Genomic DNA, 20,458 nt, shown 5'->3' on the forward strand with positions numbered 1-20,458 from the left:
GACGCTTCGCTTGCCTCGCTCAGTCAGGGCATCCGCCCTACGTTCAGCCGCCCAGCCGCTGCCGTATCGTCAGCGTCAGGCTTTCCGCCGATAGCGTGTCCATTGGCAGGTATTCGCCCTGCAGCGCCGTGGCGAGTTCGCGTGCACGGCCGAGGCGCACGTAGCCTTCCTCGGTGTCGAGCACCAGCGCCGGCGTGCCTTGCCCGGCCAGGGCCTCGGCCAGTGCCAGGGCCTCGCGCCACGGGTCCTGGCGGGTGTCGAGCGCGATGTTGGCGCGGCCGTCGGAGAGCACCACCAAGAGCGGCGTCAGGTTGTCGGCGCGCGCGTGCTGCGCCAGCGTTTCGGCAGTCAGCTGCAAGGCATGCGCCAGTGGCGTGCGCCCGCCGGTGGGCAGCTCGGACAGGGCGCGTTCGGCCTGTTCGATCTGGCGCGTCGGCGGCAGCACCAACTCGGCGGTATTGCCGCGGAAGGCGATCACCGCCACCTGGTCGCGGCGCTGGTAGGCGTCTTGCAGCAGGCCCAGCACGCAGCCCTTGACCGCTTCCATGCGGCGCTTGGCCGCCATCGAGCCGGAGGCGTCGACCACCAGCAGGATCAGGTTGGCCTGCTTGCCGACGCGCACCTTGTCGTGCAGGTCGGCGCGGGTGACGCTGAAATTGTTCGGGTTGCGCAGCAGCGCGCTCTTGAGGGTGGCATCCAGCGCGAGCTGGCTCGGTGCCTCGCTGGGCACGGCACGCAGGGTGTGGCCGTGGCGCGTGCCCTCGCTGCTGCTGCGCCGCCCGCTGGCCTCGGAGGCGTGCAGCGCGGCCACTTCGATGCGGCCGACGTTGCTTGCCGCGCCCATGGCGAACAGTTGCTCGGCAGCGCTGCCCGGCTGGGTGTTGTCGTCGTTTTCACCGTCCGAGGGCTCGGCGTCGTCCGGCTGTGTATCGTCAGTGTCGCTGCCCGCGCTGTCCTGGCCCGGGGGCGGTTGCGGTGCGGGCGGCGGGGGCGGCGGTTCGGTGGCCTGCCGCGTCAGCTCGTCGAGCTTGTCGCGGTCGAGGCCGGATTGTTCGAACGGCTTTTTGCGGCGGCGGTGTGGCAGCACCAGCTCGGCGGCATCGCGCACGTCTTCCGCTGTCACCTCGCGCCGGCCATCGAGTGCGGCGAGCGCGCGCGCGGCCTTGTTGAGCACGATGTCGGCACGCAGGCTGGCCACCTCGAACTCGCAGCACAGCCGGCTGATGAAGTCGAACAGCGAATCGGGCATGGCCACGTCGGCGAGTCCAGCCTGTGCGGCATGCAGGGTCTGGCGCAGCGCAGCAGTGTCCTCGGCCCAGCGCCGGGTGAAGCCGGCCGGATCGGCCTCGAACGCCAAGCGGCGGCGAACTACTTCGGCGCGGGTGGCAGCGTCGCGCGGCGCGCTCACTTCCACCATCATGCCGAAGCGGTCGAGTAACTGCGGACGCAGCTCGCCTTCTTCCTGGTTCATCGTACCCAAGAGCGTGATGCGTGCCGGGTGGCTCACCGACAGGCCTTCGCGCTGCACGGTGTTGACCCCCATGGCGGCGACGTCGAGCAGCACGTCGACCAAGTGGTCAGCGAGCAGGTTGATTTCGTCGATGTAGAGCAGGCCACGATGCGCTGCCGCCAAGAGGCCCGGCTTGAACGCCTGCTGGCCGTGCTTGAGCGCCTTCTCGAAATCCAGGCTGCCCAGCACGCGGTCTTCAGTGGCGCCCAGCGGCAGGTTGATAAAGGGCACGGGCGCGGCTTCGGCCGACGTTTCAGGGCTCTGGCAGGTGGGGCACTCGGCCAGCGGTGCGTCCGGCGCGCAGTTGAAGCCGCAGCCGGCAGTGCGCGCGATCGGCGGCAGTACCTCGGCCAGCCCACGCGCGGCGGTGCTCTTGGCGGTACCCTTGTCGCCGCGGATCAGCACACCGCCCATGCTGGGGTCGACCGCGCACAGCAGGAGCGCGCGCTTGAGCTGTTCCTGGCCAACGATGGCGACGAAGGGGTAGTGATGTTTCATCGTTTCGGGTTCTCCCCGCGTTCTTCCAGCATCGCTTCGCTTTGCAGATGCAGGTCGCGCAGCGCGGCCAGGGTGTCCGGGTTCGGCGCTTCCCACAACCGTCGCTGGGCGGCTTCCAGCAGCCGTTCGGTGATGGCGTTGAGCGCCCACGGGTTGCTCTCGGCGAAGAAGTCCTGCATCTGCGCATCGAGCGCGTAGGTCTCGGCCAGTTGCTCGTAGACCCAGTCGTCCACCACGTGGGCGGTGGCGTCGTAGCCGAACAGGTAATCGACCGTGGCGGTCAGTTCCAGCCCGCCTTTATAACCGTGTTTTTGGATGCTGGCGATCCATTTCGGGTTGGCCACGCGCGAGCGGAACACGCGCAGCACTTCCTCCTTCAGCCCGCGCACCGCCGGATTGTCCGGGTTGTGGCTGTCGCCGAAGTAGTGGCGCGGCTGGCGCCCGGTGAGGCTGCGGATGGTGGCGATCATGCCGCCGTGGTATTGCAGGTAGTCGTCGCTGTCGAAGATGTCGTGTTCGCGGTTGTCCTGGTTGTGCAGGGCGATCTCGACACCGGACAGGCGGTGGCGGAAATCGGCGCGTGCGTCGGTGCCGTTGTCGCGCTGGCCGTAGGCGTAGCCGCCCCAGTTGATGTAGGCGGTGGCGAAATCGGCGTCGGTTTCCCAGTTCTGCTCGTTGATGAGCGGTAGGATGCCGGCGCCGTAGGTGCCGGGCTTGGAGCCGAACACGCGGTAGAGCGCGCGCTGGCTCGCGGTCTCGGACGGCAGGCCCTGGAACAGGTCGTGAGTCAGGTCGGCGAGGTAATGCTTGCGCACGAAGTTCTGCTCGACCGGTTCGTCGAGCCGCGCCACGGAGTGCACCGCCTCGTCGACCAGGTGGATCAGGTGCGGGAAGGCGTCGCGGAAGAAGCCGCTGATGCGGACCGTCACGTCGATGCGCGGCCGGCCGAGTTCGGCGAGCGGAATCACCTCGATGCCGGCCACGCGGCGGCTCTCGGCCTGCCACTTGGGGCGCACGCCGAGCAGCGCCAGAATCTCGGCGATGTCGTCGCCGTGCGTGCGCATGGCGCTGGTGCCCCAGACGCTGATGCTGACCGTCTCCGGCAGGTGCCCGGTTTCTTTGCGATGGCGAGCCAGGACTTCGTTCGCCAGCTCGGTGCCGATGCGCCAAGCGGCCTGGGAGGGCAGGCTGCGCGGGTCGACCGAGTAGAAATTGCGCCCGGTCGGCAGCACGTGCGCCATGCCGCGCGTCGGCGCGCCGCTGGGGCCCGCCGGCACGTAGCCGCCGGCCAGGCCGTGCAGCAGGTTGGCTATCTCTTCCGAGGTGCGGGCGAGGTTGGGCACCAGCTCGCGGCAGACGAAGGTCAGCGTATGGCGCAGGCTTTCGGGGGCGTCGCTGCCCGGCAGCACCTGTGCCAGCGCGCCGTCGATGGCCGCGGCATCGAAGCCGTGCTCGGCCAAGGCAGCGACCAGCGCACGGCCCAGCGCGGCGATGGCGTCGAGCGCGTCGGCACGGGTCACCAGCGGCTTGTCGGCCAGCGCCTGCAAGGCCGGTGGCACGGTGGTGAGCCGCTTGCCCTTGTCGTCCTGCAGTCCATTCCAGTCCACGCCCAGCGCCTCGGCGATGCTCGCCGGCAGGCTTGGGATGGCCAGGTTGGGCAGGCGCACCATCGCGCACACCATGTCCACCAGCGCCGCGTCTTGCGGCACCTTGCCGAGGATGTGCAGACCGTCGCGGATCTGCGCCGCGCCCAGCTCGCACAGGTAGCCGTCGATGTCTTCGATCAGGTGGGCGACATCGACGCCTTCCATCTTGGCCAGCGTCAGCGGCACGCCGTCTTCATTCAGCGTGGCGTCCCACTCGTGTGCATGGTCGTGATCGTGATCGTGCCCATGGTGATGGTCGTGATGATGTCCATGACCGTGATGCTCGTGGTCATGATGGCCATGATCGTGCCCATGTCCATGGCTGTGCGGCTTGGCAGCCATCGGGCGGTACTTGCCCCCGACGCTCGCCGTCGCGCTGACCTGTGTCATGGCGGGCTTGGCCGGCTGCAGACGATACTTGCCGGCCTCGGTTTTGTCCGTGTCGTGGGAATGGCCGTGCTCGCCGTGGTGGTGTCCATGGTCGTGATCGTGGTGCGCGTGGCTGTGGTCGTGATCATGTTCATGGTGATGTTCGTGATCATGATCGTGGCCCAGCATCGCCGCCAGATCGGTATCGAGCTTGGCTTCCTTGATCAGGTCCCAGATCTGCTGCTGCAGCAGCGGCAGCTTGGCCGGGTCGAGCATTTCCACCTGGTAGTACTCGTCCACCAGCTGGGTGAGCTGTGCCAGCGGGCCGTAGGTGTCGGCGGTGGTCATCGGCGGCGTCAGGTGGTCAATGATCACCGAGTGGGCGCGGCGCTTGGCCTGCGAACCTTCGCCCGGGTCGTTCAAGATGAACGGGTAGAACATTGGCAGGTCGCCGAGCAGCGCGTCCGGGAAGCAGTTTTCCGAGACGCCTACACCCTTGCCCGGCAGCCATTCCAGCGTGCCGTGCTTGCCGACGTGGACGATGGCGTCGGCTTTCCAGTCGTCGCGCAGCCAGCAATACAGTGCGTAATAGTGGTGGGTCGGCGGCAGGTCCGGGGTGTGGTAGATCGCGTCCGGGTCCATGCCGTAGCCGCGCGGCGGCTGCAGCGCGACGAAGGCGTTGCCGAACTCCAGCCCGGCGAACATCAGTTTGCCCCCGTGCACGTAGGCGCTGCCGGGTGCCTCGCCCCAGCGTTCCAGCATCTTTTGCTGCAGCAGATCGGGCAACTGGCCGAACCACTCGGCGTAGCGCGCCGCCGGCACGCTGGCGATGGCACGTTCCAACTGGTCTGCAGTCAGGTAATCCTCGTCGTAGGCGCCGCGGTCGATCAGCTCGTGGATCAGCGCGTCGCTCGATTCCGGCAGGTCAGGGAGGTGGTAGCCCTCGGCGCGCATGGCGTGCAGCAGGGTGAACAGCGAGGCCGGTGAATCCAGCCCCACGGCGTTGCCGATCTGCGAAGCCTTGCTGTTGGAGTTGGTGAAGATGAAGGCGATGCGCTTCTTTTCCGCTGGGATGCGGCGCAATGCCACCTGGCGCGCGGCGATGCCGGCGACACGGCGCACCCGGTCGGCCAGCGGCGCGTAGTGGGTCTCGTCCTGTTCGTGCTTGAACGACATCGGCACGCTGACGATACGGCCGTCAAATTCCGGCAGCGCGACGTTCATCGCGGTGTCGAGCGGGTTGAGGCCACGCTCGGAGGCTTCCCACTGTTGCTGCGTCATGCTGCTGGTGATGGCCTGGATCACCGGGATGTCGAGCCGCTCGAACGCTGCCACCGACCAGCCGGCGGCAGTGGGGCCGTCGGCGTTGACGTCGCCCATGGCGAAGGAGGTGGTGTTGATCAGCGCGTCGATCGCGGGAACCCCGACCATCCTGCTGCGCGAGTCGATTGCTGCGTTGCGCGGTGCTCGCTCCCTCGCTGTACCGTTTGTACTATCTCGGTCGCTGTGCTCCGGGCGCCTTGCACTCGGCTCGCTCACGACGGATGGTCGAGGTTCCCGGAAAAACTGCAGCGCGGCCGGCATGCCGGTCTCATCGAGCGTGCGCAGCGACGCGGTGTACACCGGCAGCGCGTTGAGCCGACGCTCGGCCAGCATATCCACCAGCATGTCGATGAAGCGGGTGTTGCCGCTCATCCAGTGCGCGCGGTAGAAGGTGATGCCGACCGTCGGCCAGTCTGGGTTGCGGATTGCCGCCCAGTCGTCGAGCGTGGCGAGCCCCGACAACTCGGGGTGGTAGATGCCGTGTTCGGGCAACGGGGTCAGCGGTTGGTAGCCGAAGCCACTCATCAGCAGCCGGTCGGACAGGCAGCGCAGCAGTTGCGCCATATTGCCGCTGCCGCCCGCCTGCAGGTAGGCGGTGACCTCGTGCTGCAGCGTCGGCGGCACCGAGGACAGCGCCGCAAGCTCAGGGTCCGGTTCGCCGGTGCCGCTCACTACGATTAGCGAGCGGTCGTGGTCCTTGGCATCCTTCAGCAATGCCTCGAAGCCGGGGATGGCGTGGGTGCGGCCCAGTACGCGCACCACCACGATGCGTGCTTCGGCCAAGGTGGTGGCGATCAGCGCGGCCATGCGCTCGGTGCTGTCGACGGTCTGCAGGTTGACGCCGGCCACCGGCGCGAAGCCTTCCGGCAGTTCAGCCTCGGCGCGATGCAAGGCGGTGAGGTCAGTGCCGGCATGGGTCAGCAGCACGATGCCTCCGTGGGACAGGGTACTCATGGCTGCTCTCCTTGTTCGACGTCGCCGATGCCGATCCGGTGAAACACCAGTTCCTCGACTGGGCAGTCACCCGCCAGGTGTTCATGGACGATGCGCTGGATTGCCGCCGTATCGACCTTGCGATACCACACCCCCTCAGGGTAGACGGCGAGGATCGGCCCTTCCTTGCACACGGCGAAGCAATGGGTGCGGGTACGCTTGACGCGCAGGCCCTCGCAGGCATCGATGGTCTGGCCCAGCACCTTGAACATGGCTTCGGCCTCGACCCCGTTTTCGGTGCAGCGCGGACCGGTGCACATCAGCACGTGTTTGTAGTGGGTTCTCATGCCGGCATCCTCGCCAGGAGCGTGGCGGCGGTAGGGAAAACGCGCTGACGGGCAGCGCGGTGGTTCTGAATTCGTGGTAGCGGCGACGCCATGGTAGTGCCCTCGGTAAATACGCATCGCCGCGAGCGAGGGCATGAGCGGCCGCCATCGGGGGCGCTCGCGCGATCCCCCGGTGCACCCCGCCCGGTTTCTGCTTGCGACGACAAAAGGGACGGCCGGTCTCCTGGCTCGCGCGTCATCGCCGTACGCCGCCTTCCCGGAATCTCTCCAGTGGCCTTGGGCGCCGACTCGTCGCTTACAGTTGCGGGGGCAGCCGCGGTATCGCACCACGTTCCCGTCACCGTCACTTATAGGGGCAGGATGATACGTGAGGGCGGCAGGCTTGTGAACAAAAGCGGTGATGCCATTCGGCTATTTGCCGTGCAAAGAGGAGGGGGATGGGCATAGGCCGGGTCTGAACCACAATTCCTTGCGCCCGAGTGGCGTCTGTGGCGGCAAGATAGGGTTGTCGAGTTCGATGACGGTGCGTTTCTCGAGCCTGGCCTGCTCGATGAACCCGGCGTAGTGCCGGCAAAACAGTCGGTCGAAGCTGCCGTCGGCGATGGCACGTTCCAGCCCGCGCTCGATCGTCGTGGCGAGTGCGGTGTCGCGCCGGTTGACGAAGAAATAGAACGCCGTGGGATAGCGGATCACCAAGTGTTGATCGATCACGATGCCGTCGGCGCGATGGCGCTCGGCCTCGGCCCGGATTTCGATGAGGGAACGGGGGAAGTAATCGAACCGCTTCAGCACCAGCATGCGGAACAGATTCTCGTATTGGGGAACGCCGACCACCTTGAGGCCGTTGCCGCGCAGGATGTCGGTGTCGGGCCAATCGTGCCCCTGGCCAGCGATGAAATGGCGCAAATCCTGGACGGTACGCACGCCAGCGAGCAGATTGGCCTGTTCAGCGCGCACCAGCGGCAGGCGCCATCCGATCAGCCCTTTGTTGATGGGGATGCGGATCGGCCGTAGTGCCGCCTCGCGTTCGATCGACGTCATGCTCCAGGCCACGCGCACGGTGTTGCCACGGGCGAGCTCATTCAGTGCGCGGCCCTGCTGCATCCATTCCTCCGACGCGCGTAGCTGATGGTTCGCGCCGGCCTTGGCGAAAGCCAGCCGCAGCAGGATGAGGGGATAGTCGGTGCGCGCATCGCCAACCGCCTCTGGCCGGGGATAGACGATCACCTCGGCCTGCGCGAGTGTGCTGGCGCCGATCAGGCAGAGTGAGGCGAGCACGACAGGCAGGATCATCGACGGGCTCCTGGGCTAGTAATAGTTACAGCTAAGCCGATGAGGTGAGGGCAGGCAAGCGGAGGCCAGCATTCGAGGCCGCTCTCAGGCGGACTTCGCCCGCGTTTCCTGCATGCGCACTACCGCAATTGCACCCGAAAGAAATGTCAGCCCGGCCACCAGCCACAGCGCACTGGCCATGCCGAACAGGTCGGCCACCACTCCGGACAGCAGGGCTCCGATGGCGTAGCCCAGGTCGCGCCACAGACGGTACACCCCCACCGCCGAGGCCCGCCAGCCCGGATGCGCCACGTCGCCGATGGCCGCCAGCAGGGTGGGGTAGACCATCGCCGTGCCGACGCCCAGCAGCACCGCACCGGTGAAAAAACCGGAGAAGTGCAGGCTGCGGGCGGTCACCACGATGCCGGCCGCCTGCAGCCACATGCCGGCCACGATCAGCCCTTTGCGGCCGATGCGATCCGACATGGCCCCGGTCACGAGCTGGCAGCCGCCCCATACGGCCGGGTAGACGGCGGCCAGCCAGCCAATCTGCGTCAGGCTCATGCCGGCGGCGGCGAAAACTAGGGGAAACAAGCCCCAGGCCATGCCGTCGTTGAGGTTGTTGACCAAACCCGCCTGGCAGATGGCAGACAGGTTGCGGTCCTGCCAGCTGGTTTGCCAAAAAACCCAGCGAGGCGATGGCGACTCGGTTATTTCGCCCGCCTGCCGCAGCGAGGCTTCGTGCCGGGCATGCGTCTGTGTCTCGCGTACCGCCAGCAGGGACAGCAGCAGGCCGGCCAGCACAAAGGCCACACCCAGGTAGAACGGCTGCGGCCGCAGCCCGTAGCGGGCGGCAACCCAGCCGGTGGCCAGCGCCGCCGCACCGACGGCGAAATAACCGGCGAATTCGTTGACCCCCATCGCCAGCCCCCGGTTGCGCGGGCCGGCCAGGTCGATCTTCATGATGACCGTGGTGGACCAGGTCAGGCCCTGGCTGATGCCGAGCAACAGGTTGGCCAGCAGCACCCAGTTCCACGACGGCGCCCACATCAGCAGAAACGGTACCGGCGTGGCGATCAGCCAGCCGGCGACGAGGATGCTCTTGCGGCCGTAGACGTCGGCATAACGGCCGGCGAGATAGTTGGTCAGCGCCTTGGAGACGCCGAACACCACGATGAAGGCGAGGATGGCGGTGTGCGCCGCCAGCCGGAACTCCTGCTCGGCGATGGCGGGGAGGATGGAGCGCTCCATGCCGACCATGGCGCCGACGAAGGCATTGACCAGGACCAGCAGGCTGAATTGGGCCAGGTTCGCCCGCAGGCCGAGCCGGATTGGGCGGGGCGGGTTGCCGTTTGCGTCGCGAGTTGTGCTCAAGGTGGGTGTATGCCTCCTATCGAGGTATACACCATGCGCTCAATGCCGCCTCGAGGCGCTGCCAGTCGGCTTCGCCCGCCGGCAGGCCGAAGCGGACGCTGCCGTTCTCCGGAAAATGGCGGATCAGGATGCCGTGGCGGGCCAGGAAATCGTGCAGCGCCGTGGCGGCAGGGTGCGCCAGCCACTGGAACAGCGCACTGCCGCCGTTGGGCGTCAGCCCGTTCACGGCTAACAGCCCGGCGAGGCGGGCGCTGTCGGTTTCCAGCCGCTCGCGCATGTGCGCCTGCCACTCCCGGTCCTGCAAGGCCAGCCGCACTGCCACGCGGGCCGGGCCGCTGAGCGTCCACGGTCCGAGCTCTTCCCGCAGCCGCGCCAGCAATTCGGGCCAGGCGAACACGAAACCGGCGCGCGCGCCGGCCAGACCGAAGAACTTGCCGATCGAGCGCAGCACCACTAGCCCCGGTGTGCCGATGCGGGGCAGCATGCTCTGCTCCGGCGTACAGTCCATGAACGCCTCGTCCACCACCAGCCAGCCGCCACGGGTGGCCAGCCGGGCGCGCCAGGCGTCCAACTGCGTCGGCGACGCCTGCCAGCCGGTCGGGTTGTTGGGGTTGCAGACCAACAGCACGTCGAGTGTGTCGAGCGCCTCGTCGATCCGCTCCTGCGCCAGGCGAACCACCTCGTGGCCATTTCGTGCCCAGGCGTGCGGGTGTTCGGCGTAGGTGGCGGCCAGCATGCCGACCCGGCAAGCCGGGCGCAGCCGCGGCAGCGCCTGGATCGCCGGCTGCGAGCCCGCCACCGGCAGCAGGGCTTCACAGCCGTAATACTCGGCCGCGGCGGCTTCCAGCCCGTCCGCCGTTTCCGGCAAGCGCTGCCAGGCACGCGCCGGAATCTCCGGCACCGGCCAGCCGTGCGGGTTGAGCCCGGTGGACAGATCGAGCCAGTCCTGTGCCGGGATGCCGTAGCGGCGTGCCGCTGCCAGGATGCCGCCGCCGTGATCAAGCATTGAAGCCTCCCGTCACCAGCGCCAGCAGCAGGCCGATGCCGACCCACAGCCACACGCCGCGGTTGACGAGGCGGATGGCGCGGCGAATATCCGTGCTGTCCGGTGCGCGCTCCAGTCCCAGCGCCGGGCGCTCCTTGAGCTGGCCGTGGTAACTGGCCGCACCGCCCAGCGCCACGCCCAGCGCGCCGGCGCCGGCCGCCATCACCGGGCCGGCGTTGGGGCTGTACCAGGTCGGCGCCTGGGCGCGCCAGCACGCCCAGCCGGCATGCCGGTCGCCCAGCGCGATGTAGGTCAATGCGGTCAGCCGTGCCGGGATGAAGTTCAGCGCGTCGTCGAAACGCGCCGCCGCCCAGCCGAAATGCAGGTAGCGCTCGTTCCGGTAGCCCCACATCGCGTCCAGCGTGTTGGCGAGCCGGTACAGCACCGCGCCCGGCGCGCCCAGCAGCAGGAACCAGAACAGCGCGGCGAAGATGGCGTCGCTGCCGTTCTCCAGCACCGATTCGATGGTGGCGCGCGCCACGTCCTGTTCGTTCAGTGCCGAGGTGTCACGGCTGACGATCATGCCGACACGCTGGCGCGCCAGCGGCAGGTCGTGCCGTTCCAGCGCCTCGATCACCGCCTCGGCGTGCTGGGTCAGGCTCTTGGCGCCGATGGCCAGATAAAGCAGCACCACGCTGTAGAACACGCCGATGAAGGGCAGCCAGGCCAGCAGCGCGGCGAGCAGCGTGAAGGGGATCAGCAGCAGGGCGATGCCGATCGCGCCGCGCAAGCGCATGCGCTGCACGGTTTCCTGTTCCGGGGCGGCGGGGTAGAGCCGGCTTTCGAGCCAGCGCACCAGGGTGCCGAAGCCGACCAGCGGGTGCCAGCGGGGCGGCTCGCCGAAGAGTTTGTCGAGGAGAACAGCCAGCAGCAGAAAAACGGGGGAAGTCACAACGTGGGCCTATATAATTACCGGCTTTGCCGGTCGATGACGCCGCTCCGAGGCGGGCTGGGCATCGACTACATCCAATAAGAAAGCCGTCATTCTAGGGCCGCCGTCAAAAAAATGCGCGCCCGGAGTCAAACCATGCCAGCCAAAACCATCATGATCCAGGGCACCACCTCGGACGCCGGCAAGAGCACGCTGGCCACCGGGCTGTGCCGCCTGTTGGCGCGTCGCGGCATCCGTACCGCCCCATTCAAGCCGCAGAACATGGCGCTCAACAGCGCCGTCACCGTCGACGGCGGCGAGATCGGCCGCTCGCAGGCGGTGCAGGCGCAGGCCTGCGGCGTCGAGCCGCACACCGACATGAACCCGATCCTGCTCAAGCCCAACAGCAACGTCGGCTCCCAGGTCATCGTGCAGGGCCGCGCCATCGGCAATATGGAAGCCAGCATCTACCACCGCTACAAGCCCGAGGCGATGAAGGCGGTGCTGCAATCGCACCAAAGGTTGGCCGAACAGTACGACTGCATCGTGGTGGAAGGGGCGGGCAGCCCGGCGGAAATCAACCTGCGCGAGGGCGACATCGCCAATATGGGTTTCGCCGAGGCGGTGGACTGCCCGGTGATCCTGGTGGCCGACATCGACCGCGGCGGCGTGTTCGCGCACCTGGTCGGCACGCTGGCGCTGCTGTCGGAATCGGAGCAGCGCCGCGTGGTCGGTTTCGTCATCAACCGCTTCCGCGGCGACCTCGCGCTGCTGCAGCCGGGGCTCGACTGGCTCGAACAGCACACCGGCAAGCCGGTGCTGGGGGTGCTGCCGTATCTCATAGGGCTGCACATCGAGGCCGAAGACAGCCTCACCCGCCAGAACGCGCCGGGCGGCGCGCGCGACGACCAGCGCCTGCGCGTGGTGGCGCCGGTGTTCCCGCGGCTGAGCAATCACACCGACTTCGACCCGCTGCGGCTGCATCCGCAGGTCGAACTGACCCTGGTCGGAGCAGGGCAGCCGATTCCGCCGGCCGACCTGATCGTGCTGCCGGGCAGCAAGAACACCCGCAACGATCTGGCCTGGCTGCGCGCCAATGGCTGGGAGCCGGCGATCCGCCGCCACCTGCGCCTGGGCGGCAAGCTCATCGGCATCTGCGGCGGCTTCCAGATGCTGGGGCGCGAGCTGCACGACCCGCTCGGGCTGGAGAGCGAGGCCGGCAGGACGCCGGGGCTGGGTCTCTTCGACATGGAAACCACGCTGACCGAGCACAAGCGGCTGGAGCGGGTGGAGGGCCGGCTGAGCGTGGCCGACGCCGCGGTCAGCGGCTATGAGATCCACATGGGGGTGTCGAGCGGCCCGGCGCTGGCCAGGCCCGCGGTAAAACTGGCCGAAGGCAGCGACGGCGCGCTATCGGACGACGGCCAGGTTCTCGGTACCTATCTGCACGGCCTGTTCGACCATGCCGATGCCTGCCAAGCGCTGCTCGCCTGGGCCGGGTTGGCCGAACCCGTGCCGCTCGACTACCGCGCCGAACGCGAGAAGCACATCGACCGTCTGGCCGATTCGCTGGAACAACACCTTCGACTCGATCGCCTGGCCGGTCTGCTGCCGTCGCTGTCGCCATGATCTGCCGCTGAACACGGTTCTTCGGCCAACGTTGGCCGAAGCCGGCAGGCATGGAAAAGCCCGGGAATGCCCCGGGCTTGGGTGTTTGCTCGGTCAACGAGCCATTTCCGACATGTCTCTGTCGGGTTCTTTGCGTTCCAGTTTCAGGTAGGCATCCGCTGCCACAATACCGAATACCAGGTGGGCGATCAGCGTCGTCCAGCTGCGGGCCTCTGCGAACCACGGGAAGAACTGGGTCATGCCGTAGAAATTGACCACGTAAACCACGAAACCGAACACCACCCCTACCGCCGAGGCCATGCCCCAGCTCGAGTCGAAGTGGAACGGTGCCATGATCAGGCCCAGGATCAATCCCATGCCGATAGCCAGCGCAAAGTGCACGATTAGGGCAACCACCACGATGCCGATATTGAACATCGCCGGCGACCCCAGTGCCGAATTGCCCATGACGATGGCGGCGATCATGTGAGTAGGAGCCCATGGGCTGCCACCCGCCATAACCATGGCCAGCATGTCCAGCAGCAGGAAAACCACACCTGCCAGAACCCCTGCCAGCGACGCCGCCCGCCAGTCGGGCAGCCGATGTGTCAGCTGATGCGAATGCATGTGAAGATCCATAGCAAACTCCTTTCAGCACTCAATCGAACGGGGCGCACTCTGCGCCTCTTGTTAGACTGACCAAAAAGGCAAAAGTGCGCGGCACAACAACTGTTAATCAAAAATAGTTCCTTTGTTTTCAGTGGATTGGGATTGTAACGCACGTCACTATATGCGGATGGGACGGGAACCACCCCGGCTCGAAAAATCTCTAATCAAGTGGCGGGTTTTCCCCGCCATGGAAGTTGTAATTAGGGAGGGTGAAACGATGATTGCCCCGAGAGAGCAGTACCGGGTGGGTCATTCCGGCTACGTATCGCCGTTCACCGAGTTCATGGACGGCTTTCTTGCCGAACATCCGGAAGTCGTCGAGGACCAGCATCACGGCTGGTACCTCTTCTGGGATCACAAGGCCGATTTCGAGGAATGGAAAGAAGCCAGGACGGATAGCGTGCCGGTAAAAGGGTACGACTATTTCTGATGCGCATCCCCCGTTTGGATGGTCATGCCAGGATTGCACGCACAGCGGCATGGCCAGTCAATGCGAGCGGGGGGTGCGTCTTTTTTTGCCTCTGCCGGCACGCGTCCCGTTGGCTTGCGGTGGTCGGTCTGGGCCGGCCTCAGAACCTGTTCACGATCTGTCGCGAGCGGCCCTCAGCGGGGTGAAGAGCAGCGCAGGAACCGGAATGTACAAGTAGTACATGAGGATTTCAGATCGCTGAGCCAATCGCCGATTGGCACGCAGTGCACATGAGCCCCGATCAGGGACGCGCAGCAAGATCGTGAACAGGTTCTCAGAAGTGCTCCGTCCAGGGGCGCAGGTCCAGTTCGTGCGTCCAGGCGCTGCGCGGCTGACGGTATAGCTGGTAGTAGGCCTCGGCGATCGCCGCCGGGTCCAGCATATCGTCGGGGTTCGGCGCGGAGCCCATCTGTCCCGGCGACTGCGGCCGGATGTGGCCGTCGAGCACCACGTGGGCGACATGGATGCCCTTGGGCTGCAACTCGCGCGCCATGCTCTGCGCCAGCGCGCGCAGACCGAATTTTCCTACCGCCAGGTTATGGAAGCCCGCGCTGCCGCGCAGGCTGGCCGTCGCCCCGGTGAACAGGATGGTGCCGCCGGCGCCGCCGTTCTCGATGCGCGCCACCATGCCGCGCGCCGCGGCGCGCCCGACCAGAAAGCCCCCCAGACAACCCACCCGCCAGCAGCGCTCGAACTCCTCGCGGCTGGTGTCGAGCAGACCCGCCGGAGCAAAACGCCCGGCGTTGTACACCACCAGGTCCGGTTCTCCCAGGTCGCTACGGATATTCTGGAACAGCACCTCGACCGCCGCCTCGTCGGTGGCGTCGCAGCCGTAGGCCCGGCCGGCGTGGTGCACGCCGGTGCAGTCGGCCGCCAGCCCCTCCAGCTTCTTCACGTCGCGTGCTACCAGTGCCACGTGCATCTCGGCGTGGGCGAAACGCTGCGCCAGTGCGCAGCCCAGACCGGGGCCGACGCCAACGATGACCGCAATCTTGCCTGTATCCATGGTTTACTCCTGCCTGTCGCTGCTTTCATCTTAGAACCCGTTCGCCAACTTGCTGCGGCCCTTTGCAGGGCGTGTTCCCGCGTGAGCGCAGGAGGGGTGGCGGTGCTATTCCCTTGTCGCGCTATTCTTGCCTCGCCCCGTCAACGCCGGGAGCCGTCAATGCACGATTTTGCTGCTTCGCCCACCCCGCGCACCGTATGCTTCGACTCACCGGCCACGTTCTGGACACTCCGGCGCGGCAGAATGAACCCGTTACCAAGTTGATGAGTTTCCGGAATGAGCTCAGCAAAATGCATCGCTTGAGCACACCACCCGGAAGGCAGAGACTGAGCACCGGTTTCGCACGATCACACCCCCACCCGGCGAACGAGAGCAGGTCGCGGCGTACCACGTCGCGTCAGGATTGCGGTTCATGGAAGATTGGAGAGGAATGCCATGCAGGACATCGAGGCACCGCGCAACGGCGGGCGGATTCTGGTCGAATCACTGGTCAAGAACGGGGTGGAGGCAGTGTACTGCGTGCCTGGCGAGAGCTACCTGCCAGTGCTCGACGCCTTGCGCGACGAACAGGGCGTGCGCACCGTCGTCACCCGCCACGAAGGAGCGGCTTCGTACATGGCCGATGCCTACGGCAAACTCACCGGGCGCCCCGGCATCTGCTTCGTCACGCGCGGGCCGGGCGCCACCCATGCCAGCAACGGCGTGCACACCGCCATGCAGGACTCCACCCCGATGATCCTGTTCATCGGCCAGGTCGAGCGCGGCTTTCTCGGGCGCGAGGCGTTCCAGGAGGTCGACTACGTCAGGATGTTCGGTGGCCTGGCCAAGTGGGTGACGCAGATCGACAGCATCGAGCGCATCCCCGAAGTGGTGGCGCGTGCCTTCAGCGTGGCGATGTCGGGCCGGCCAGGGCCGGTGGTGGTGGCGCTGCCGGACGACATCCTGTTCAGCACGGGCGTGGCGGGGCCGTCCGTGTCGGCACGGCCGGTGCAGGCCGCGCCGGCACCGGCCGGCATGAGCGAATTGCACCGGCTCCTGAGTGCCGCCCAGCGCCCCTTGCTGGTGGTCGGCGGCAGCGGATGGAGCGCGGAAGCCTGCCAGGCCTTGCATCGCTTCGCCGCGGCCAACGCGCTGCCGGTGGCCACCGCCTTCCGCCGCCAGGACCTGTTCGATAACGACGACCCGCACTATGTCGGCCATCTCGGTTTCGGCCTGTCCCCACAGTTGGCCGAAAGGGTGCGCGACGCCGACCTCATTCTCGCCATCGGCACCCGGCTGGGCGAAGTCACCAGCAACGGCTACAGCCTGATCGCCAGCCCGCAGCCGGCCCAGACCCTGATCCACGTTCACGCCGACCCCGAAGAACTGGGCCGCGTCTACCACGCCCGCCTGCCGATCAATGCCGGGATGCAGGCCTTTGCCAGGGCGCTTGCCGAACTGCCGCCGCTCGATGGCAATGCCTGGCGGCAATGGACGCACGATGCCCGTGCCGAGTACCTGGCCTTCAGCACCCCGCCCGCAACCTCGCCCGAACACCGCGGCGTCGACATGGGCAAGGTGATGACGCACTTGCGTGAAGTGTTGCCGGCCGACGCCATCGTCAGCAACGGCGCCGGCAACTACGCCGTCTGGGTTCACCGCTTCTACCGCTACCGCCGGCCTGCAACCGAGCTCGCGCCGACCAACGGAGCCATGGGCTACGGCCTGCCGGCGGCGATTGCCGCCAAGCTGCAGCACCCCGAGCGGCAGGTGGTGTGCTTCGCCGGTGACGGCTGCTTCATGATGTACCCGCAGGAACTCGCCACGGCGCGGCAATTCGGCGCGGCGGTAGTGGTCATCGTGGTCAACAACGGCATGTACGGCACCATCCGCATGCACCAGGAGCGCGAATACCCCTCGCGACCCTTCGCCACTGACTTGCAAAACCCGGATTTCGTCGCGCTGGCGCAGGCCTTGGGCGCTCACGCCGAGGCGGTGGGACGCAGTGAGGACTTCCCGGCCGCGTTCGCCCGTGCCACACAGGCCGGTCGTCCCGCGCTGATCGAGCTGAAGGTCGACCCGCGCCAGATCACGCCGCAGGCGCGGCTGGCCTGATCGGATATGGGTTCGCCGCCGGAGAGGGGCTAGCGGCGATGCCGGGCAGCAAGCCGGCATCGCCCCTAACCATCAGCCCTCCAGCCGTTTCGACCAATCCTCCACCGCCCCGGTGTCGAGGCGGCGCCGGAAGGTGCGCTTCCAGTTCTCGGCCAGTGGCGCCAGCTCCGCCGCCGCTGCCCACTCCCTAGCGAGGCCCGGATCGCGCCGGAACAGCAAGCCCATCACCCGGCTCAAGGGCCAGTCCGTCTCGCGTCGGTCGACGAGGACCAACTCATCGCTCCCGGTCACGAAACCGGGCTTCAGCACGCGGTAATACCAGCCGGTCCGGCCCATGTCCTGCATCAACCTGGCCGCTCCTTTGTGCCCAAGGCGAGCGTTCAGCTTCCAGCACGGCTGGCGTCCCTGCGACACCTGCACCACCGCCTGGCCCAGCTCAAAGACATCCCCCACACAGACGGATTCTTCGGTGAGGCCGCGGGTCGAGAGGTTTTCTCCGAAGGCGCCTGGCGCCAGCAGCAGCGGCTGCGCGCCCAGCTGCTCGATCCAGGCGGAGTAGTGGTCGCGTGGGTAATGGTGAACGGCCTTTTCCGGTCCGCCGTGTACCCGCCGGTCCGCTTGCTCGTCACCGTCAAAGCCCTGTTCCGACAACCAGAGCGGCGTCGCAACCAGGCTCTTGTGGATTCCGCTCAGGTGAGAAGTGCCTGCCAGCGGTGCGGAACGGCCCACCAGCAGCGCCTCCACCGCTATTCGCATCGTGTCGTACCCAGTTGCTGCAGCCAGGCGCCCAGCATCGCCGAGCCGGCCTGGGCCGCGTTGTCGGCGTAGCGGTGGCTGGCCGCGCGTAGTTCGGGAACCGACAGCCCGGCATGCTGCAACTCGCCGCTGTGCCCGATCAGCCACGCCTCGATCAGATGGCCGTCGACCTCGGGGTGGAACTGCAATGCAAGCGCGTTGTTGCCGCAGGCAAAAGCCTGGTGCGGGGTCAGCTCGGTCGATGCGAGCAACTGCGCGCCGGCCGGCAGGTCGAACGTATCGCCATGCCAGTGCAGCAGTGGCACCTCTTGCAAGCAAGACAGACTGGAGAAATTGCCGGCGGCAGAGAGCGAGACCGCTCCCCAGCCGATTTCCTTCTCCCGGCCGGGGTAGACCCGGGCCCCGAGCGCCGCGGCCATGATCTGTGCGCCCAGGCAGATGCCCAGCGTCGGCAGACCCTGGGCCAGGCGCCGTGCCACGCCATCGATCTCGCCCCCCAGCCAAGGGTAATCCGTCTGTTCGTAGACGCCGATGGGTCCTCCCAGTACCACCAGCAGGTCGGGGCTGAGCCAGTCGTCAGCCTCCATTCGGTCGATGCCGGCCTGGCGGTACTCGACGGCATAGCCGAACTGTTTCAGCACAGTGCCGAAGACACCCAGGTCTTCAAAGGCAACATGCCGTAATGCCAGGCATTTCATGACGTGATCTCCTTGTGGGAACGCGTGCTGACCACCGGGGCGGTGGACATGGCTGACGGATGGGGGTAGAGCATCATGGTATGCCATGGGGGTGAATGGTTCCAGCCTTGGCAACCCATCACCGCCTGGCGTTCCGGGTCATTGGTCGTCTGGCAGGCTCGGCGACGGGTGTCGACCACGCTATACGGTGCCACGGCTGCACGGTGCATAGGGTTGCAAGGGAGCGCTTGCCGTGTGCACGTTTTTCATTGCGCAAGGGGACAGCGCCCGGATTTGCCGTTGCGGTATACGGCAGGGAGCTTCTGAGAAGTGAAAGCAGGGCGAGTATGGTGGCATGCCGACGCTGAACGTTGACGGTCGGCAAACCGCTGTCATTAGCTGGGTACGCGACAGGGAAAAACAAAAAGCCCGGAACAAATGTCCTAACTATTAGAGATTTGTTGGGATTGGCTCCAGTTCTCTATAGCTTGTCAAAGCTTTATCTGGCTTATGTTTCATAGAAATCCTTCTTTGTTGGGGTTACACTGAAATTGTCGGGGTTACGCCTACAACGTAGCCCCAGAAGTAACCCCGAGGAGGATGCCATGAAAGCCCGGACCAACTCTTTTGTTTTCACCAAGGCGGCGCTCGATGCGCTGGAACCGCCATTAGCCGGTCAGCGACTCACCGTCCACGATATAACTCAGCCCGGCTTGCAGCTTCGAGTTACGTCGAGCGGGGTCAAGACCTTTTGCGTGTTTAAGCGGGTGGCTGGTGGTCAACCTGAGCGGGTGACAATTGGGCGGTATCCCGAACTGACCATCGCGCAGGCGAGGGCGGCGGCGCGGGGCATCATCAATCAGCTTGCCAGTGGCACCAGCCTGAACACCGGCAAGCGCCAAGCCAAGGCGGCGAAGGCGGATACCCCGACGCTGCGCGAAGCTATCGAGGAATACTGTGCAAAAGCCCGGCGCGTCAGTGACGACAAGCCGTTGAAGCCGCGCACGCAGGATGATTACAAGGCGATGGTAAAGAACTCCGTCACCAAACGTACCGGCTACGTCACCAAGGCCGGCGAATTGCTGCCGCTGGCCGACAAGCTGCTAACCGACATCACCGCCGATCAAATTCGGGGGGTCTACGATACTGTGCACGCACACAGCGCGCGCCGCGCCAATTACGCGATGGTCGTTTTGAGGGCCATTTTCAATTATTTCGAGGTGCCCATTCCTGAAAATTTGTTCTCCAAGACCACGGCACGACGCAAACGAATTCATCTCGCACCTGCCGGCGTGGCTGGCGAGTGTATCCACATGGATGATGTCGGGAAATGGTGGCGATTGCTAAAGGAAATGGAAGAAAGCGACGCCGTCAATTATCTGAAGTTCCTGATCATCACCGGCTGTCGGCCATCTGAACCGCTTCAAATCACCATCGAAAACATCGACTTTACTCGGCGCTGGGTCACGCTGGTGGACACCAAGAATCGGTCAAATCACGTGTTGATGCTATCGGACCAAGCGTGGGAAATCGTTCAAAAACAGGCAGCAGGTAAGGCAACAGGCGACCAATTATTCAAAACTTATGATGCATGGAAAACTGTTGCAAAAGTGAAAGAAATCACTGGCGTGCATTTCCACTGCAAAATGCTGCGTGCCACTTTCGCCACTATTGCGGACTCGCTGGTGTCTGGTTCCACCGTTAAAAGACTGATGAATCACAAACAAAAAAACGATATTACCAGCACACATTACATCCAGAAGAATGAACAGCAATTGCGCGAGGGCTGGCAGGCGGTTGCGGATTGGCTCGACGAACAGGCCGCACTTGCCAAGGCCGGGGTGATTACTATGGAAAGTGCCTAGTCGCAAAATCGCAACACCTCTGGTCTTTCATAATAAGTAATCACGCATAACTAAATTTGAGTTCTGTGCCAACCCTATCCAGCAAGTCGGTCACCTTGCTTTTCAATTCGGTGGCACCCCATGTCT

At 65.8% G+C, this 20,458-nt stretch carries 15 protein-coding genes, 1 other RNA gene and 1 riboswitch; of the genes, 4 read left to right on the forward strand and 12 right to left on the reverse strand.

What is annotated here, in order from left to right; genetic code table 11:
- Positions 1–43: 43 nt before the first annotated feature.
- From B9N72_RS16235 to cbiB, 7 genes are all read right to left on the reverse strand, one after another.
- Positions 44–2,008 (reverse strand): putative cobaltochelatase, encoded by a 1,965-nt coding sequence (locus tag B9N72_RS16235; protein ID WP_085277339.1) that lies wholly within the window; start codon positions 2,006–2,008, stop codon positions 44–46.
- Positions 2,005–6,300 carry a cobaltochelatase subunit CobN gene (locus tag B9N72_RS16240; RefSeq protein ID WP_143477851.1) on the reverse strand — a complete coding sequence of 1,432 codons (4,296 nt, stop codon included), beginning with the start codon at positions 6,298–6,300 and terminating at the stop codon, positions 2,005–2,007. The genes B9N72_RS16235 and B9N72_RS16240 overlap by 4 nt, the downstream gene beginning before the upstream one ends.
- The gene (locus B9N72_RS16245) at positions 6,297–6,626 is read right to left on the reverse strand and encodes a (2Fe-2S) ferredoxin domain-containing protein (RefSeq protein WP_085277340.1); all 330 of its coding nucleotides are present in this window, start codon (positions 6,624–6,626) and stop codon (positions 6,297–6,299) included. Before B9N72_RS16245 ends, B9N72_RS16240 begins: the two co-directional genes overlap by 4 nt.
- 196 nt (positions 6,627–6,822) lie before the next feature.
- Positions 6,823–6,986: riboswitch (cobalamin riboswitch) on the reverse strand.
- A 51-nt stretch (positions 6,987–7,037) separates the two neighbouring features.
- Complete coding sequence (locus B9N72_RS16250; protein ID WP_143477852.1) at positions 7,038–7,919, reverse strand: type 2 periplasmic-binding domain-containing protein; 882 nt, start codon at positions 7,917–7,919, stop codon at positions 7,038–7,040.
- Between the two features lie 84 nt (positions 7,920–8,003).
- The gene (locus B9N72_RS16255) at positions 8,004–9,272 is read right to left on the reverse strand and encodes an MFS transporter (protein ID WP_085277341.1); all 1,269 of its coding nucleotides are present in this window, start codon (positions 9,270–9,272) and stop codon (positions 8,004–8,006) included.
- 16 nt (positions 9,273–9,288) lie between these two features.
- Complete coding sequence (gene cobD / locus B9N72_RS16260) at positions 9,289–10,278, reverse strand: threonine-phosphate decarboxylase CobD (RefSeq protein WP_085277342.1); 990 nt, start codon at positions 10,276–10,278, stop codon at positions 9,289–9,291.
- Complete coding sequence (gene cbiB, locus B9N72_RS16265) at positions 10,271–11,209, reverse strand: adenosylcobinamide-phosphate synthase CbiB (protein ID WP_085277343.1); 939 nt, start codon at positions 11,207–11,209, stop codon at positions 10,271–10,273. Before cbiB ends, cobD begins: the two co-directional genes overlap by 8 nt.
- 135 nt (positions 11,210–11,344) lie before the next feature.
- On the opposite strand from cbiB, the gene B9N72_RS16270 reads away from it, so the two are divergent.
- The gene (locus B9N72_RS16270; RefSeq protein WP_085277344.1) at positions 11,345–12,817 is read left to right on the forward strand and encodes a cobyric acid synthase; all 1,473 of its coding nucleotides are present in this window, start codon (positions 11,345–11,347) and stop codon (positions 12,815–12,817) included.
- Between the two features lie 93 nt (positions 12,818–12,910).
- On the opposite strand, the gene B9N72_RS16275 is transcribed toward B9N72_RS16270, so the two are convergent.
- Complete coding sequence (locus tag B9N72_RS16275) at positions 12,911–13,435, reverse strand: hypothetical protein (RefSeq protein ID WP_008954045.1); 525 nt, start codon at positions 13,433–13,435, stop codon at positions 12,911–12,913.
- A 247-nt stretch (positions 13,436–13,682) separates the two neighbouring features.
- Here B9N72_RS16275 and B9N72_RS16280 point away from each other — a divergent pair, with 247 nt between their 5' ends.
- Positions 13,683–13,895: a DUF3460 family protein gene (locus B9N72_RS16280; protein ID WP_085277354.1), complete on the forward strand. Its 213-nt coding sequence runs from the start codon at positions 13,683–13,685 to the stop codon at positions 13,893–13,895.
- 147 nt (positions 13,896–14,042) lie between these two features.
- Here B9N72_RS16280 and B9N72_RS16285 read toward each other — a convergent pair.
- Both B9N72_RS16285 and B9N72_RS16290 read right to left on the reverse strand, forming a co-directional pair.
- Positions 14,043–14,117: non-coding RNA, sX9 sRNA (locus B9N72_RS16285), on the reverse strand.
- 91 nt (positions 14,118–14,208) lie between these two features.
- Positions 14,209–14,940 carry an SDR family NAD(P)-dependent oxidoreductase gene (locus B9N72_RS16290; protein ID WP_085277345.1) on the reverse strand — a complete coding sequence of 244 codons (732 nt, stop codon included), beginning with the start codon at positions 14,938–14,940 and terminating at the stop codon, positions 14,209–14,211.
- 435 nt (positions 14,941–15,375) lie between these two features.
- On the opposite strand from B9N72_RS16290, the gene B9N72_RS16295 reads away from it, so the two are divergent.
- Positions 15,376–17,034, forward strand: coding sequence for a thiamine pyrophosphate-binding protein (locus tag B9N72_RS16295; protein ID WP_085277346.1), 1,659 nt, complete (start codon positions 15,376–15,378; stop codon positions 17,032–17,034).
- A 72-nt stretch (positions 17,035–17,106) separates the two neighbouring features.
- Here the strand turns inward: B9N72_RS16295 and B9N72_RS16300 are convergent, their stop codons facing one another.
- Positions 17,107–17,778 (reverse strand): MOSC domain-containing protein, encoded by a 672-nt coding sequence (locus B9N72_RS16300; protein WP_234986015.1) that lies wholly within the window; start codon positions 17,776–17,778, stop codon positions 17,107–17,109.
- 2 nt (positions 17,779–17,780) lie between these two features.
- Complete coding sequence (locus B9N72_RS16305; protein ID WP_085277348.1) at positions 17,781–18,488, reverse strand: glutamine amidotransferase; 708 nt, start codon at positions 18,486–18,488, stop codon at positions 17,781–17,783.
- A gap of 584 nt (positions 18,489–19,072) precedes the next feature.
- On the opposite strand from B9N72_RS16305, the gene B9N72_RS16310 reads away from it, so the two are divergent.
- Entirely contained in the window at positions 19,073–20,332 is a 1,260-nt protein-coding gene (locus B9N72_RS16310; protein WP_085277349.1) for a tyrosine-type recombinase/integrase, read from the forward strand.
- Positions 20,333–20,458 lie beyond the last annotated feature (126 nt).

Origin of the sequence: Pseudogulbenkiania subflava DSM 22618 (genome assembly GCF_900177275.1) — a bacterium.
GTDB classification, from domain to species: Bacteria; Pseudomonadota; Gammaproteobacteria; order Burkholderiales; family Chromobacteriaceae; genus Pseudogulbenkiania; species Pseudogulbenkiania subflava.